Consider the following 16,074-nt stretch of genomic DNA (forward strand, 5'->3'; position numbering starts at 1 on the left):
GTCTTGATTGACTTAGCAGCTTCACGAGCAAAAGCTTCAAGTGCTTTTTTATCCATGTTGTCCATCCTTAGCCAGTACGGCTTAAGTGTAGACAGTTACACAGAATTCAGGACAGTCTCCACAACCCGCGTGTACGTTTTTATTTCTGCGTGTTAAAAACTGGAATATCAGTTCAACCAGAGAGTCTATGGAATAAGAACAAATTTCCCAAAATGCTTCTTCTGCAAGAACTCGGTTTGTGCTTGTCTGATTTCCGATAGAGGGAAAGTTTTAGCCACTAATGGCTTAATTTGGCCTTGCTCTATATAACTGACCAAGTTTGGGAACACAGGCTCGTCCCATGCAGTAGTGCCAATTAACGTAATGTCCTTGAGGTACAGCTGGCGTAAATCTATATTCACCATCGGTCCTGCGATCGCACCCGATGTCACTAGGCGCCCTCCTCGCTTTAGCACTCTTAATTGTTGACCAAAGTTTTCACCAGCAACATTATCAATCACCACATCGACACAGCTTTCAGCCAATACTGTGGTCAGATCTTCATGGCGGTCTAAAACCCGATCAACACCTAACGCTCGCAGTGCCGCATGATTCGCTTGTGATGCCACCGCCCAAACCGTTGCGCTGCGACGTTTAGCAAGTTGTACCGCAGCAGAGCCAACACCGCCGGAAGCACCCATCACTAAAATCGTGTCACTCGACTTGACGTTCGCCCTATGCAACATGTTCTCTGCTGTTCCATAAGCACAAGGAATGCTAGCGAGCTCCACATCACTCCACTGAGTTTGCACTGGAAATACTTCACTTGCAGGCACTTTCACGTATTCAGCAAACGCACCATCAAAATCAGAGGCCATCCATATATTATCTAGGTCTTCAAACCCATTGGTTCTCATACATGCTCTAATCAAAACACGTTGATTGATTAGCTTTGAGTCTGCCTCACTCGCTGTAGCGACGACCATACCGCAGCAATCTGTTCCTTGAATGAGCGGAAAAGGTGTCTCCTCACTCCAACCGCCGTCGCTGAGCGTACTGAAATCATCTTGCTCTGCCATGTTATTGGTCGAAGTACTGACATCTCCTGAGTACCAACCCATGCGTGTATTGATCTCAGTGTTATTAACCCCCGCTGCCAAGACCTTTATCAAGACTTCACCCTCAGCAAGCTCCGGTATCGCCACATCTTGGTAGACAAGCTTATCAAGGCCACCTTGAGCGATTGTCACCACCGCTTTCATCGTTTTTGTTTGCTTCAAATTCATCGTCCTCTGCATGCGCTTGCAATACAACGTTGAGTTGTTATGCTTAAGTATAGTGATCACTATACTTTCATTGTGGGAAAAGAATGTCAAAGAAAGATGACTTACTTCAAGCCGCTGAACGCTTGTTTTATCAGGAAGGCTTTCATCGTACCGGCGTTGCAAAAATCGCCCAGCAGGCAAATACAACCCAACGAACGCTCTACAAACACTTTCCTAGCAAAGAGAGCTTAATTTTGGCGATCATGGAGCAAAGAGAAGCTAGATACTGGAAAAGTGTTGAAGAACTGGACAGCACTTTCAACGAAGGTTGGCACTCATTAGTGCCATTTTATGCGCTCAGAAACTGGTTTGAACAACAAAACTGCAATGGTTGTTTTTATTGGCATGCACTTTCTGAATATCAGGGCAAAGATCAACAGATCGTGCAGTATGTTCGCGACAATAAACTGCGCCAAGAACAGGATCTTTGCTCTCGACTTGGAAAAGACGGTATTTCTCAACCCGCTTTATCTAATCTCCTGATGCTCATTTACGAAGGCATCACTGCATCGTCCCCTCTCGACATCTCTTGTGCAACTTGGGAAAGCACTTTCGAGTATGTTTCACAGTTACTCGATGGGGCAAAAGCTAGTAGTGGACGCGAACAGTCATCATAGATGATCAGAATTAGACCAGTTATCGTTGTGTGATTACCAAGAGTTGTAGATTATTTTTGGACAAAACCTTGTCAGTGACTGTACTAAATTGGCATTTGATGGATAATTTTAGGTATTTAAAAACCTCTTGTCGATTGGCTAAATTAACTTATTCATTGCAGTCGGCAAGTCATCTTCTGCGCGAATATCAAACCTGTTTACTGTATAACATTCATTAGGGAAATTTTTTATACCACTATTTAGTCAGTATTTAGCAAGCTCTCAATTTGTTTGCACTTTTCTTCAAGTAAACCCTTCACGTTATGGTCATTAGTCTTGGCAATTGAGACCCATTGTGTCCCAGTACCATCATTATGTTGAAACTCTATTTGGAGTTCATATTTTTTCAGCCCAGCGAGAGCTATCAGAAAGCCAATAACCAAAGCAACAGGAGCCATATATAAGCCCATTGTTGGAGGGGCGATGACCCAAACAAGACTTGAAACTAGTCCACCTAAGAGAAGCACACGCCAAATGTGATTACTAGCAGTATTGATTTTCACACGCACACGATTTATTCTTTTTATTGAATACTCATCACTCTTGAATTTTAGAGTGCTTTCATCTAGTTTGAAGTCTGTATCTCTGATCATTGTGAGCCTCATTACTATAATTATGCAATTTGTGCCAAATTACTCGGTATAGGTTATTACATGTTTAATCAAAGATTCAACTGTTCTAGTTTGTTATATGTCACACCAATTTGTTTAAATGTTGTCGAAATTAAAATTTTAGAAAATTTCATAATACACCCATAATAACTTAAAAAACAATCTTCCCCACGATAAATCGTCAGTAAACACAAATCTTTCAAGTGTGCAGAGTGGAGGTTAACTAAAACCGAGTATCAAAATATGATGTTGGAATCACGGTTTCGCCCACTTTCAGCTTTGTATCGCTACCGACAATACCTCTCCCCACCACAGCTGTCACCGTAGTGAAAAGAAAAGTCAAAAGTGAATTATGCGGCTTTAAAGCAACGCCTTGCGGAAATTACGCCTTTCATTCGCTACTTATAGTAAGACACCCATATTATATTTAAAACAATCGCTCCCATGATAAATCGTCAGTAAATACCAACCTTTCAAGTGTGCATAGCAGAGGTTAACTAAAATCGAGTATCAAAATCTGATGTTGGAATCACGGTTTCGCCCATTATCAGCTTTGTATCGCTACTGACAATACCTCTCCCCACCACAGCTGTCACCGTAGTGAAAAGAAAGGTCAAAAGTGAATTACGCGGCTTTAAAGCAACGCCTTGCGGAAGTTATGCCTTTCATTCGCTGCAAGCCGTGATGCTGCTGATATTGGCGCAGAGACTGTTCACCGCCGATAGGTCCGGTGAACTCCTTTTCAAGCGAAACAATCAAAGCTCCCCAAACCGCTTCATCGATTCCTAGTCTGGACAAAATCGGCAGCTGGAACTCAGCTATAGCCCCACGTTTATCTTCACGTATTGCGCGACCACTGAAATCCACCAGCGACAAGTAGTCTTCAAGTCGGAACGGCAACCCCTCAGGCATCTCCAGCCTAGGGTCACCGACAAAGGGAAATAAGGCTTCAGGTTGGCGCGAGTCGCAGCCGTCAGACTCTCGGAGTGTATCCACCCGAGTCTTGATGCTGGTATATTCAGACTCTTCAGGAGTGGGCGCTATCTGGGCGCGGACTGGGTTTAAGTCGACATACGCCATACAGGCAACTAAGGCAGCTTCGTCAAGTAGCGCTTGCGACTTAAAACGCCCCTCCCAAAATCGTCCAGTGCACCCCTCTTCTTTGTTAGCCTGACGGGCTATGGCCTCATTGAGATTACGCATAAACCAGCTGATGTCATACAGACGCTGGCGATACACCTCAACAATATCCATAACGGCTTTCAATGATGCATCATCGAGCTGCTCTCCACTGAGATAGCGAGTGGTTAGCAACGTTCCCTTGTGCAATTGATGCCAACGCTCCAAGACCTCATTCGCACTCCAACCCAGAGCCATCACCTGATTTACATGCAGAACCACGTGAGTGTGATTACTCATCACCGCATACGAGCAAACATCAATGGCGAACACACGTGCCAACTTGAGCAGACGCGCTTCAACCCAGCCCCGCCGATGCTCATAACTCTTGCCAGTAATCTCATCAAAACCACACAAGTAGGCCCTGCGCACACAGCGCGAAACACAGTGGTAGTAAGCTGTATCATCCAGACTAACTTGTTCAGAGCGAGCTTTGGGCATCGTAATTCTCCTGAGAATTGAGCACTACTTAAGTGTAGGAGAGGGTCGACAACTCGACCAGTATCATGGGTGTCAAGTTAAGTCGTTTTTCATAATACACCCATAATAACTTAAAAAACAATCTTCCCCACGATAAATCGTCAGTAAACACAAATCTTTCAAGTGTGCAGAGTGGAGGTTAACTAAAACCGAGTATCAAAATATGATGTTGGAATCACGGTTTCGCCCACTTTCAGCTTTGTATCGCTACCGACAATACCTCTCCCCACCACAGCTGTCACCGTAGTGAAAAGAAAAGTCAAAAGTGAATTATGCGGCTTTAAAGCAACGCTTTGCGGAAATTACGCCTTTCATTCGCTACTTATACTAAGACACCCATATTATATTTAAAACAATCGCTCCCATGATAAATCGTCAGTAAATACCAACCTTTCAAGTTTGCATAGCAGAGGTTAACTAAAATCGAGTATCAAAATCTGATGTTGGAATCACGGTTTCGCCCATTATCAGCTTTGTATCGCTACTGACAATACCTCTCCCCACCACAGCTGTCACCGTAGTGAAAAGAAAGGTCAAAAGTGAATTACGCGGCTTTAAAGCAACGCCTTGCGGAAGTTATGCCTTTCATTCGCTGCAAGCCGTGATGCTGCTGATATTGGCGCAGAGACTGTTCACCGCCGATAGGTCCGGTGAACTCCTTTTCAAGCGAAACAATCAAAGCTCCCCAAACCGCTTCATCGATTCCTAGTCTGGACAAAATCGGCGGCTGGAACTCAGCTACAGCCCCACGTTTATCTTCACGTATTGCGCGACCACTGAAATCCACCAGTGACAAGTAGTCTTCAAGTCGGAACGGCAACCCCTCAGGCATCTCAAGCCTAGGGTCACCGACAAAGGGAAATAAGGCTTCAGGTTGGCGCGAGTCGCAGCCGTCAGACTCTCGGAGTGTATCCACCCGAGTCTTGATGCTGGTATATTCAGACTCTTCAGGGGTTGGCGCTATCTGGGTGCGGACTGGGTTTAAGTCGACATACGCCATACAGGCAACTAAGGCAGCTTCGTCAAGTAGCGCTTGCGACTTAAAACGCCCCTCCCAAAATCGTCCAGTGCACTCCTCTTCTCTATTAGCTTGACGGGCTATGGTCTCATTGAGATTACGCATAAACCAGCTGATGTCATACAGACGCTGGCGATACACCTCAACAATATCCATAACTGCTTTCAATGACGCATCATCGAGCTGCTCTCCACTAAGATAACGAGTGGTTAGCAGCGTTCCTTTGTGCAATTGATGCCAACGCTCCAAGACCTCATTCGCACTCCAACCCAGAGCCATCACCTGATTAACATGCAGCACCACATGGGTATGATTACTCATAACCGCATACGAGCAAACATCAATGGCGAACACCCGCGCCAACTTGAGCAGACGCGCTTCAACCCAACCCCGCCGATGTTCATAACTGTTACCAGTAACCTCATCAACACCACACAAGTAGGCCCTGCGCACACAGCGTGAAACACAGTGGTAGTAGGCCGTATCATCCAGACTAACTTGTTCAGAGCGAGCTTTGGGCATCGTAATTCTCCTGAGAATTGAGCACTACTTAAGTGTAGGAGAGGGTCGACAACTCCACCAGTATCATGGGTGTCAAGTTAAGTCGTAGAGCGCGACAAGCATATTTGCAAGCCGACGAACAATGAGACTGCTGACAGAGATAATTGATGGCCAAAACCTAAGTTCGGAGATATCGAATGTATAAACAGTCCCGAAAACTGAACCATTGATATAATTATCACAGCGATGCCAATGTAAAACACAAACAACCTCCAACACCATAGGTGCATAACGCATATTAGGATCGCTACCTAACCTACCACCAAAAACAAACTTAGAGCAACATAATTATTACATTTCAGCCAGTTATCAATCAACTAAATCAAACATGCTTCGCAATATAATACACATTGCCATCTACCAATTAGCCAGCGACCTAAACTCCATTTAACCAACGTGACTAGTAAACCCGACGCGAAAACGTTCACCCCTTTTGTGAGAAAATCTAGGCTTTATGCAATCGTATCACTATACGAAAATTTAAATCACCAATGTTGTGGGTTGATATGAACCCGGCTATCTAGACACCTGCAACATATGAATTTAAGTAGTGCAAACCGCACCTCAGTATTTTGAGTAACCGCACGCCCCAAAGTCGTTATGGGGCAAAAGTGAGCTTCATTCCGCCTTGCAACACTAGGCTCCTTTACACTACACTTTTTCTAATTTTACACAGCATTACTTATCTTAATTACGGCCAAATTGGCTTAACCATGTGTCCTAGATTACTAGAACAGGATATATCTAGCTTGTTAAACAATCAGAATTTATAACTGGCTTAGCGGTATTTATTCCTAATTTATCACGTCATTATTTGATTAAATTCCAGATGGATAACCTTGTTGCTTCCATCTAAGGCAACCTGGACAAGAGATTTTGATCCACTTCTAAATGTGACCTCATAAACTAGCACTACTTGTTCTTGAAAACCATTGAACGCTCTATAATATTGAGGTCGAAGGTATTCTACTTGCTCTACTTTTCCTAACTGTGCAGATACCTGACCAGGAATAGCTTGTAGTTGCTGTCCGAACTCGTTTAAAACTAATCTTGATAAGCTATTCATATACTTAGCTTCACCATTATTGTTTAAAAAAACCTTCAACCATTGAGCCTTTATCTTTGATTGAGACTCAAAAACCTCATACTTTGAAGCATGTTCTTCAGCCATAATTGGAATAAAAATCTCGAACTCTTGTTTAATTGCTGCTATGTCAGCAGAGGTAAGCTCACTGTTGTTGAGCACATAAAAAACACGAAAGTTTGAACGACTCAAGTCTTTTGCCCTGACATAACCTACTTGAATACCAGAATAATTTTTCTCTGTAAGGGTAGGTATGTTGCTAACAAAGTACAAAGGAGAATAAAACATTAAAGCCTGTGCTATTTGGTCATTCTTTTCTTTATCGTTAGATACATTAATCTCGATTAGTTGTACATCTTTTGCTTGAAAATTACATCCAGACAAATAGATGAAAGAAATCATTAGAAGAACTGACTTGATCAAACGTGACATTTTCTCTCCTTGAAAAATAACACTTAATACACGGGAAATAGCCACATGTCCTGCTCTCCACTTTGCTGGCTATCCCGATATTCCTTAGTATACCCTACACAGATAAGGAAAAGTATGTCAAATAACCTCACTATGATATGTCGGGTTAACTACCACTGACTCACAATGGGGCAAGAATGATTTAGGACCGTAAAGTCACCGGTGACTTTAGTGACTATCTCGTAAACCAAATTGTTGTTGGTAGCAACTATTCAAACTTGGTAGGAGCTTCCTCCAATCAGAACTGTTCAATTGCCGCGGACATATTGGCGTTGGCCTTACTGACCAACAACTAAATCGAAACCCCCACTCTAGCCCGAGTAATGGATATAGTTTTCCATCTTGCATTACCAAACCAAAGACTCTGCCTTTCCAGTAGAAGTTTTTGTGTGGCAAAATCCCCCAAGCGGGATTATCTCTAAACGTACTGCCACTGGCGTAAAATGGGCAACCTTGAGTCCTAGACTCCTCACTAACGTCTACGAACACCCAAGCCTCATTGTGGTTATCACAAAGCGAGGAGTTCTTGCCGCAATATTGTCTTTGACCATTGGTTTCAACCACGTGTACCCATTTAGTAACGTGACTACAAATTATCTCTATTGCGGGGTACCCAGGTGCGAAACTGGTCTTATCACTCTGACCAACAAAGGATTGCTCGAAAGTCACAGTATCATCAATTTGAGAGCGGAGAACTTCGGCCCTAGCCAAATTGAAGCAAGTATCATAACTACCAAGCTTTATATTTGGTCTCAAAGAAATGATTCTTATAGCAGTTAGCGCTATGTAGAATGCAACAAAAATGAGCGCTCCAATGACTAACAAGTAGAGTAGTAACATTTGCTCATCGCTCTCATTAGATTGCTACCGGCAAGTTAAAGATGATGTTAGTAACTCACATTAGTCAGGTTTGGTCAAATTCCATTCAGGCTTCTGTATCTATCACAGCCTGTAGCGCAGTTTGGGGCAGAATCATGTATGCTACTACCTACCCAAGTCAGTGCGCGTTAGAAAATGTGAGATTCTTTGGTCAGCAACAGTAACGTCTCATTAGTGTGTCAGGGTAAACTCACAACGAGATAATTATATGGGAGCATTTTCTCTTAGCTTTATGGATGATGATACCCCCCCGATACCAGAACCAGAGTTTTAAACCAAGCGCCCTACACACTATTCCCCTACTTTGCTTGTAACGCCTGAATTCGCTTAGCTTCTTCCTCAATCATTACATCTAAAATATACGCGTTATCCATCACTCGCTTTTGCCCGATCGCCGCGCCCTTAGCCATTAATACCGGCGATACCTTTAGGGATTTCTGCCCTACTGGTGTTGCCATAAATGCGGTCATTTCTTCTAGCTCTTCAGTAGTAAAAGCGTCAGTGTATAAACGGACATAGTCCTCACGTAGGCTCTCACCACTCATATAAGTATGAAAGAACTCTCGCATCGTGTGCTCATATGGCGCAAGGTGAGGTTGAGCTTGAATTTGCAGTGCCAACATATGGTTAATCGACTCCGCTGTCAGAGCATTGATGTTCATTGTGTCGAGTAGTTTGTTTGCCGCATCTTCATGTGCTCCCGCAAAAGCACTCGCACAAATCATAGATACACACAGTGCAGCCATACTTTTAAGTTTTATCATTCAATATCCTTATTGTTCTTCACCCAAAACATTTTGGGGCTGAAATGAGTTTAATTGCTCAACTCACATGTTCCGAACAGGGCTTGTTGAACGCTTAAGCGCTGACTGCGCAGCGCCTAACCTCACATTACTGTAGAAACATCATTCAAAGACTTTTACTAAATAAGGCTCCAACGAGCCTTTTCTTTCAGTATATGCTGAATAATATGTATATGTACCAAAGTCTGTGCTGTGAATATACCACTTCGCATTATTCAGTCGTGCTAACAACCTCAGTAAATCGAACATTTTTATTGCGATAACAATCGCGACTATTATTGACACAGCATAAAATGGGGATTGCTTCATCAGCTCTAGACTCTCCAAAATATTATATACTGAAAATGCCATTAAAAAGCACATAATAATAAATTTTGGAACTAGCAGTTTAAGATATGCATTTCTGAGATCTCGTTAGTTTGTAAAGTGTAAGTTAAACAAAGCGTTAGAAACCTCTGTCACCGGAATTCCGTTAATGTTTACATTCCATCGTGTTTCCGATGTTTCAACCAATGCGGAGTCATTTTTTCGCCAACCCTCTACTATCATCGATACTACAAATGCATATAGCATTTTAACGATTAGCAAATAGATTAACAGTGCAGGGGCATTGAGCACCGCTGCACCCATTGTAAATACAATTGAAACTAGAAAAATACTTGGACCAAAAATCAACTTCTTGTTACTCATTGCAAATCCTTTTTCTATAATGAATGACATAGGTTTCTCGCCCAGTGATTCTTCTACACCTTGGAAATCACTATTGAGTATTGAAGGCACTCATATCATTAACTATCGATTACTGTAGGCTTGGTTTATCCAAACACCATTCGCTATCCTTGCGGCCAACTATCTTAAACTAGATCTCATGTACAAGTCTGTTACTCGATCCAACAACCTGATATATATCAAATATTTCTTACTCGTAAAGGCGGCGAAAACCGGCAGCTTATTAGATCTAACAAGCTGGCAGTGTAGATGAAAGTGATGAACTGCAATCGCATAACCCTTAAATCATGAAAACTTTTGATAGGTCATAGGCATAATGTTGCCTTCTTGTAGGCTTAACTGTTTTTGTTCGCTCGGTCTCTCCCCACTCGACCTATCCCGAAAAATATCATGCAAAGCAATGCCAATTTATGCATACTGCCACCACTTCCCCCTGAGTGCGTTGGCGCTGGCTGGGAAAACATCGGTTGATTATTGTCAGCGCGAGTTGGTTTAATCGGCTTGTTCTGTTTAGCCTCTCGAGCGCTTTGCTCTTTCAGTACTCTCGATTGGTTTTTGCGCTCCATTCCTAGTTGCTCAAACACAGCTTCTTCTACTATGAGCAGAGAGGTATAGTCGGTTAATAGTCCGTATTCCAGCGCAATATCTTCAATTGCTTGCTCCTTATCGCTGTCTTTTTGCTCCAGATAATCCATTTGTTCCTGCAGGTCACGAATTGCTGAGAGCGCCCACATTCTCTCCAGTTCCGGATGCTCAATCGCGGTACCCGGCAGCATCACCTTAGTTCGGTATTGGCGGGATTCGCCACCAACATCCATGGTTAGCTTGATATCCGCCTCCCCGCCGTTGAAGTAGTGGCCAAACACGGTCAATTGCTCACCACGATACAGGCTGCTGATCTGCTCTGGTGTCAAGTCTTTAATTTTCACGCCTTTTACATCGATGTTGATATTTCGGTAAGCCTGAAATGTCAGTTTACTGGTGATGTTCATAAGATGGCCGATAATGTCATCCGTGTTAGATACTGAGGTCGCGACACCGTTCGACAACTTGGTCATAGGCTCCAGTAATGGTGTGTTAGCACTGTTACCCATAATGAATGTAAACAGTCGCACATCATGCTTTTCCATCAAGTCGAAGAAACGGCGCTTTTCGGTCACTCCCACATTTGCCACACCATCGGTCACCAGCACAATACCAGTAGGACGATCATCATCGAGTTTACGAATAGCGGCAGACATACCTTTGTAGAGATTGGTGCCATTACTTGGCGTTGCCTGCTCGACTGATAGCAGCGCGTTGCTGACATTAGACGGGTTGACCGCCACAAAGCCGCCAGTTAAATCATAGGTATTGTTATCGAACATCACGATGCGAAATCTGTCTTGCGAAGGCAGGTTAGTCAAGCCTTGACGCACGCCCTCTACTAGCGTCGAATACTTGCCAGACATTGAGCCTGACTTATCCAGCACGAACACCCAATCACGTCCTTGAGCTACTCGGGTCAGATCATCACCCGGTGTAAAGGTCAACTTCACCGTACCGCGCTTAGATGTTTCTGGGTCACGGTAAGCCACCATATCAACACGACCTGGTAAGCCTTCTTGCAAACGCCAGTAGACAACCACGTCTTGATCGAGCCTCATTGTCGCTTGAGTAGTCTGGTGAGACTCTTCTTGCTCGATATTAGCCATATGATTACTGATGCTTGCCTTCCAGGTACTATGTTCTCCATCCGTTTGCTGGGAAATCACCGTCGAGGAATGTCCAGGCATCCTGACGCCATCAATGGGATAGGAGGAGCGTAATGTCACGTTGAATGAAAAATCCTGTTCCACTTTGTCATTTCGGGTCCAAAAGCTGGCTTTGGCTTCATCCACTCCGCCTTCTTCCAAGGGGTAGACATAACGTCCAATACCATGGTCTAACAAGGCGTCCTGCATATATACTAGCCTCACCTTCACGCTCTGTTGCGGTTGCACTGGGTACACCCGAATATCAAAGGTTTTGTATTGGTCTTTTTCTGTCAGTGCTGTAGCGTTGCCCTGCGCTTTTTGGTCATCGTAAATCTGGCGGGCTTTTTCCTTGGAGACGGCCTCAGCAATGATCGGCGAGCCGTTAATCCAATAGATAAACTCGCCCACAACGGCTTTTGGCGGAACGGGGAACGAGTACAAAGCTTCCAACTCTGCATCATTAGGGTTGTAAAACGTTTGTTCAATTGATGTGGTGGCGTAGCCATCCTGAATCACAACATCAACATGGTGGGATTGGATCTGCAGATCTTTATATTGGCTGTTAATGGGTTTGAGTAATCCCGCCGCTAGCGCTTTCGATGAAAGCGTAGCGATAAGCACAATAATAAACAAAACACTCCAAAGGGCCTGTTGTGCATTCATTTTCAGTCGGTTTGACATCATTGCCTCCTTTATCTTCTATCAGCAGAGAGTCTTTCTCCGGTTGCCCAATAGAATGCACGAAGGCTGAAAAGCCCCAAAGCTCAGCAGGCAAAGTGGCAAATAGTAATACTGCCGGTGTTACCCGGTGCGACTTTTCGTTGTGTCGTCTCCAGTTTCGAATTCATCAAACTTCGAATTCATCAAACAAAGGGAAGCTCCAGCGACGTATCGCGACCACCATCGAGGTACCATGCCGCTCTTCCATGGATAAATCGCTGTCGCTGTTGCACGATGCATAGAATTCTTTCACCAGATGCTGAATACGCTGTTGGAACTTATGATTGGTTGGCAAAGACATCAGCCCGGTTGACATCACCAGTTTCTCGTCATTATTGGAAAAGTGCGTGCGGAAGAAGGTGCTTATCACCTGTTGCTGGAAGAATTGCTGGATAGGCCCTCCTGCAATCCACGAAAAAGACGGTGATATTTTTAGTTTGATGCGGTTGCCCGGCATTAGCTCAATCACTTTGATGCGATCAAGATGCGCTAGTTTTTGAATCAATTGAGGCTCATTGAGATTGTATTGAGTCAGGATCTGTTCAAAACGATAACCATTGGTAATACAAACAGCGACGAGCAGTAACGCCTTATCCGCCACTAACTGTTTTTCCTGCTCCCAGGTCAATGAGGAAAGGTTCTGACTCTCTTCTGCGGCTAGTTTAAACAGTGCGGTCATTTCCAGATTAATCAGAGCACACACCGCAGACAAACGCTCCAGGCTCATACTGCCACCATTCGAGAAAAGGCGCTTAACCGAACCCTCACTCAAATCCAGCGCTTTTGCAACATCCTGATAATTCACACCGTGTGATTTTAACTGTTTCTTCAGTGTCTGAATGACCTGTTCACACTCTGACATTTGTCTCTCCTTGATTGACCACTACAACAGCAAAAACACCAGCCCAATCACAACTAAACTGCAGAGGAAAAAAGTATTATAAGCGCCTTTATTGACCTGCAGTGTTTCTCCACAACTCTGCTCAAAGCTGATTAGACTTACACATCAACAGTGCCTCTTTTACCGAGCTAGCTATGATAACTCTTTTCGAGTCTTTCAAAGACTCTAACTTGTTTAGCAGTGAAGGACGCACTCTGTTAGGGAAGCTCCATACAAACTTGATAAAACTCATGTCTATTCGCTCAGGGCAACCCACTGCCATGTCAGGCCGCACTGATGTTGAGAGTGACCTTTTGACAGCCCTAAAAATGCAGACCCATTTATTCACGTTTAGAAATATCACGGTATCACAATGCGCCAGCCTCAGGTCAATCGAGCCAGTATAATTACCGTCTAGGATCCATTTTTCCTGTCGACACAATTCTCTTTGTACTGCCAACCACTCATCTTTGGGTGTCCGAACCCAACCTGGCTGCCAGTACAATGAGTCTAAGTGGTGTACCGGCAAAGCAAGCTCTTTACCCAAAATAATTGACAGTTTCGATTTCCCCGCGCCTCCAGAGCCTATAATTGCGATTTTCTTCATATTTAACTCTGGCTGCAAACCATATCCGATTGACTCTGCAAGTGCTTATTCAACCTGACCAAAGTCTCCATCTGCACCTGAGTTTGGATCATATGGTTGTTTCGGGAAACCCTTAAGTCCCTCACAATGGATGATAGACTCAACTGAGGTCTCTTTCTCATTATCATCGCGGCAATAGTTTGGCCCGTCCTGCCAACACCTGCACGACAGTGTAATACCGGCAACATTCTTTTGGCATCACCGACTGCGCGGCTATTTCTCTGTTCGTAAAAGTTTTTCTTATCACGCACGATCGTATTAATGATATCGACGAGTTCCAGTGTCGCATTCAGATCAATCGTATGATGGTCTGGCCAATTATGCACATGAATTACAGGGACACTGACGGTAGCTTTATAGCCTGAAATTTCCAACTGATAGATTTCCAATCTAGTCGCCATAGCTAAGGAAATTGAACTTTCATGCGTACATCTTGTAGATATTTCGCCATATTTGCCTGAACGTGAAAAATAGCTCGGCAAGTTGTCACTAAAGATGTCGTTACTACTTGCAAGCACGACTAAAGCCGGTGTGCGATTGTCTACCAACAACTGCAGCTGTGCCTCGACTTGATGCGGGTATGGATACTGAGTCGCGATAGCTATATTAAGCCCATCAACGGCAATGAAATTCGCGTTTAAGTCTCTGCGGACGCTTGTCTTAATGCTGTGCGAGAGATTGAATCTATCTCTTTTAAGGTCAAAAAGCAGGCGTTCGGCAGGTCCCTTAATTCCCATTAACAATTTTGCTGTCTCAACACAGTACTTGTCTTGCATATTCATCCTTTGCGCTAAAAGTATCATTTCTCAATTACCTTACAGACACGAGGAAATTTAAGTCAAGCTAGGTTCGTTTGACAGGACGAATTAACCAGCGCTATACGGAATAGAATCAACATTTGTTAAAAGGCTAGTTTGTCCCTCGTTACCAACCTGTTGGAGAAAACATCTAGCTCTCACTGGTTATCTCTTGCAAAATTTGAAGTGCCCTCTCTTTAACTGTGTCAACTTTATTCAAGACATCCTCAAGAGTTTTATCTAGGTATATGTCCGGCTCGATACCAGTCCCGATAAAATTTTCACCATTTGGGTACGTATCGCGCTTGGCGCAAATTCTAAAACACCCACCTCCCGGGAGTTCACCAAAAACAGGTTGACCCGTACTACCACACGTTCTTTCGCCTATCGTTGTCACATTCTGCATTGCGCTCGCATAGATTAAGAAGTCCTCTGCTGCGGAGGCGGTATGCCTGCCTATCAAGATAACAATAGGTAAGTTAGGGTATCCTTTGCCTTGAGGGCTAATTGGACCACTTGAGCCCTCTACCCACGCATCATCTGAAGCGTAAGCCTGATACTCAGTTAAAATGGTTCCCCAGCTTCGATACGCTGCTACATGTTGCCGTGTATACCATTTCGAACCGAGCAACTCACAATCTGTCAGGTGGGATAGTATCTCAGCAGCAACTCGCGTATCTCCGCCACCATTGAATCTGAGATCAATCACTAGCCCAGAGAGGTGCTCCAATTGTGGTAGCAGTGATACAAAATCGTCCACAATTTCAGGCCCATCAAAACGATTTAAACCAACATATGCAACGTCATCGCTCACTCTCTCAAAAGTCACAGCAGTTCCACTTACTGATTGAAGCTTTAGTGACTGATGTTCTCCTTCATAAGTTCGCCCATTGCGCTGAAGCAGTTGCTGCCGATGTGCACCACTTGGAGTAATGAAATTAATCTTTACGCTTGAGCAGGGTTTACCATGTAACGCTCTCAATATTGCCAAATCAACTCGAACATGTGGCGATGATGCCGCTATGTAGCGAAGGATATTTTCCTGTAAATAATCCATCACTTCATGACCATCAATGTGGGTAAGCACCGAGCCCAGCGGGATCAAGTGGATAAGCTCTTCAGCAACACAAATCACCACAGCTTGACCCGCAACCTCTTCTAACTCAATACGTGGCCAGTCTACAAATTGGTTTTCTAGCTCAGGGGGCATGTAGATATTTGTATGTCCATCTTTGAGTAGTGCACAAAACTCCATTAGCAACTGGTAATATTGAAAGGTCGATTGTGGCTCTACTGCTCTGGTTAAATATTCACAATATGCCTTGTCGAAATCCAGTTCTGGCACTTGATGAAAGTAGGCGAAATTATAGCTGGCTTCTTTCCAGAAAAGAGATAAGCCGAATACCCTATCCTTTACGGATAAATCGCCATCGCTTCGTAATAAGACCGTATTGCACATACCTGCTGCTTCCTTTCATTTATCACTATCATGAGGTTAAGGGTATAAAGACAACTAAATC

12 protein-coding genes are annotated in these 16,074 nt (G+C 43.9%); 1 reads left to right on the top strand and 11 read right to left on the bottom strand.

The features are described 5' to 3' along the window. Window positions 1-185: 185 nt before the first annotated feature. A complete protein-coding gene (locus ACSTTG_RS08465; protein WP_438474477.1) occupies window positions 186-1,265 on the bottom strand; it encodes an alcohol dehydrogenase family protein in 1,080 nt (359 codons plus the stop codon). An 83-nt stretch (window positions 1,266-1,348) separates the two neighbouring features. Here ACSTTG_RS08465 and ACSTTG_RS08470 point away from each other — a divergent pair, with 83 nt between their 5' ends. Next, window positions 1,349-1,921 (top strand): TetR/AcrR family transcriptional regulator, encoded by a 573-nt coding sequence (locus tag ACSTTG_RS08470; protein WP_438474478.1) that lies wholly within the window; start codon window positions 1,349-1,351, stop codon window positions 1,919-1,921. A gap of 239 nt (window positions 1,922-2,160) precedes the next feature. Here ACSTTG_RS08470 and ACSTTG_RS08475 read toward each other — a convergent pair whose 3' ends face one another. From ACSTTG_RS08475 to ACSTTG_RS08520, 10 genes are all read right to left on the bottom strand, one after another. After that, on the bottom strand, window positions 2,161-2,553 hold the full coding sequence (locus ACSTTG_RS08475) for a hypothetical protein (protein ID WP_438474479.1): 393 nt from the start codon (window positions 2,551-2,553) through the stop codon (window positions 2,161-2,163). A gap of 642 nt (window positions 2,554-3,195) precedes the next feature. Next, window positions 3,196-4,191, bottom strand: coding sequence for a transposase (locus ACSTTG_RS08480; protein ID WP_438474480.1), 996 nt, complete (start codon window positions 4,189-4,191; stop codon window positions 3,196-3,198). 583 nt (window positions 4,192-4,774) lie between these two features. Next, window positions 4,775-5,770: a transposase gene (locus tag ACSTTG_RS08485; protein ID WP_438474481.1), complete on the bottom strand. Its 996-nt coding sequence runs from the start codon at window positions 5,768-5,770 to the stop codon at window positions 4,775-4,777. 841 nt (window positions 5,771-6,611) lie between these two features. Continuing rightward, the gene (locus tag ACSTTG_RS08490; protein ID WP_438474482.1) at window positions 6,612-7,325 is read right to left on the bottom strand and encodes a hypothetical protein; all 714 of its coding nucleotides are present in this window, start codon (window positions 7,323-7,325) and stop codon (window positions 6,612-6,614) included. A gap of 1,217 nt (window positions 7,326-8,542) precedes the next feature. Next, window positions 8,543-9,007, bottom strand: a complete 465-nt coding sequence (locus ACSTTG_RS08495; RefSeq protein WP_438474483.1) for a DUF2059 domain-containing protein — start codon at window positions 9,005-9,007, stop codon at window positions 8,543-8,545. 453 nt (window positions 9,008-9,460) lie between these two features. After that, window positions 9,461-9,736 carry a hypothetical protein gene (locus ACSTTG_RS08500; RefSeq protein WP_438474484.1) on the bottom strand — a complete coding sequence of 92 codons (276 nt, stop codon included), beginning with the start codon at window positions 9,734-9,736 and terminating at the stop codon, window positions 9,461-9,463. A 374-nt stretch (window positions 9,737-10,110) separates the two neighbouring features. Further along, window positions 10,111-12,192, bottom strand: coding sequence for a VIT domain-containing protein (locus ACSTTG_RS08505; RefSeq protein ID WP_438474485.1), 2,082 nt, complete (start codon window positions 12,190-12,192; stop codon window positions 10,111-10,113). A 166-nt stretch (window positions 12,193-12,358) separates the two neighbouring features. After that, window positions 12,359-13,093, bottom strand: coding sequence for a helix-turn-helix domain-containing protein (locus tag ACSTTG_RS08510; protein ID WP_438460849.1), 735 nt, complete (start codon window positions 13,091-13,093; stop codon window positions 12,359-12,361). 627 nt (window positions 13,094-13,720) lie between these two features. Further along, the gene (locus ACSTTG_RS08515) at window positions 13,721-14,533 is read right to left on the bottom strand and encodes a protein-tyrosine phosphatase family protein (RefSeq protein ID WP_438460848.1); all 813 of its coding nucleotides are present in this window, start codon (window positions 14,531-14,533) and stop codon (window positions 13,721-13,723) included. Between the two features lie 172 nt (window positions 14,534-14,705). Continuing rightward, window positions 14,706-16,013 carry a S41 family peptidase gene (locus ACSTTG_RS08520; protein ID WP_438474486.1) on the bottom strand — a complete coding sequence of 436 codons (1,308 nt, stop codon included), beginning with the start codon at window positions 16,011-16,013 and terminating at the stop codon, window positions 14,706-14,708. Between the last annotated feature and the right edge of the window lie 61 nt (window positions 16,014-16,074).

The sequence above is a fragment of the Vibrio glycogenivorans genome (assembly GCF_051660965.1).
In the GTDB taxonomy this organism is placed as follows: Bacteria; Pseudomonadota; Gammaproteobacteria; order Enterobacterales; family Vibrionaceae; genus Vibrio.

Coding starts and splice junctions, on each gene's coding strand:
- ACSTTG_RS08465 (WP_438474477.1), bottom strand. CDS start 1,265: ATGAATTTGAAGCAAACAAAAACGATGAAAGCGGTGGTGACAATCGCT.
- ACSTTG_RS08470 (WP_438474478.1), top strand. CDS start 1,349: ATGTCAAAGAAAGATGACTTACTTCAAGCCGCTGAACGCTTGTTTTAT.
- ACSTTG_RS08475 (WP_438474479.1), bottom strand. CDS start 2,553: ATGATCAGAGATACAGACTTCAAACTAGATGAAAGCACTCTAAAATTC.
- ACSTTG_RS08480 (WP_438474480.1), bottom strand. CDS start 4,191: ATGCCCAAAGCTCGCTCTGAACAAGTTAGTCTGGATGATACAGCTTAC.
- ACSTTG_RS08485 (WP_438474481.1), bottom strand. CDS start 5,770: ATGCCCAAAGCTCGCTCTGAACAAGTTAGTCTGGATGATACGGCCTAC.
- ACSTTG_RS08490 (WP_438474482.1), bottom strand. CDS start 7,325: ATGTCACGTTTGATCAAGTCAGTTCTTCTAATGATTTCTTTCATCTAT.
- ACSTTG_RS08495 (WP_438474483.1), bottom strand. CDS start 9,007: ATGATAAAACTTAAAAGTATGGCTGCACTGTGTGTATCTATGATTTGT.
- ACSTTG_RS08500 (WP_438474484.1), bottom strand. CDS start 9,736: ATGAGTAACAAGAAGTTGATTTTTGGTCCAAGTATTTTTCTAGTTTCA.
- ACSTTG_RS08505 (WP_438474485.1), bottom strand. CDS start 12,192: ATGTCAAACCGACTGAAAATGAATGCACAACAGGCCCTTTGGAGTGTT.
- ACSTTG_RS08510 (WP_438460849.1), bottom strand. CDS start 13,093: ATGTCAGAGTGTGAACAGGTCATTCAGACACTGAAGAAACAGTTAAAA.
- ACSTTG_RS08515 (WP_438460848.1), bottom strand. CDS start 14,533: ATGCAAGACAAGTACTGTGTTGAGACAGCAAAATTGTTAATGGGAATT.
- ACSTTG_RS08520 (WP_438474486.1), bottom strand. CDS start 16,013: ATGTGCAATACGGTCTTATTACGAAGCGATGGCGATTTATCCGTAAAG.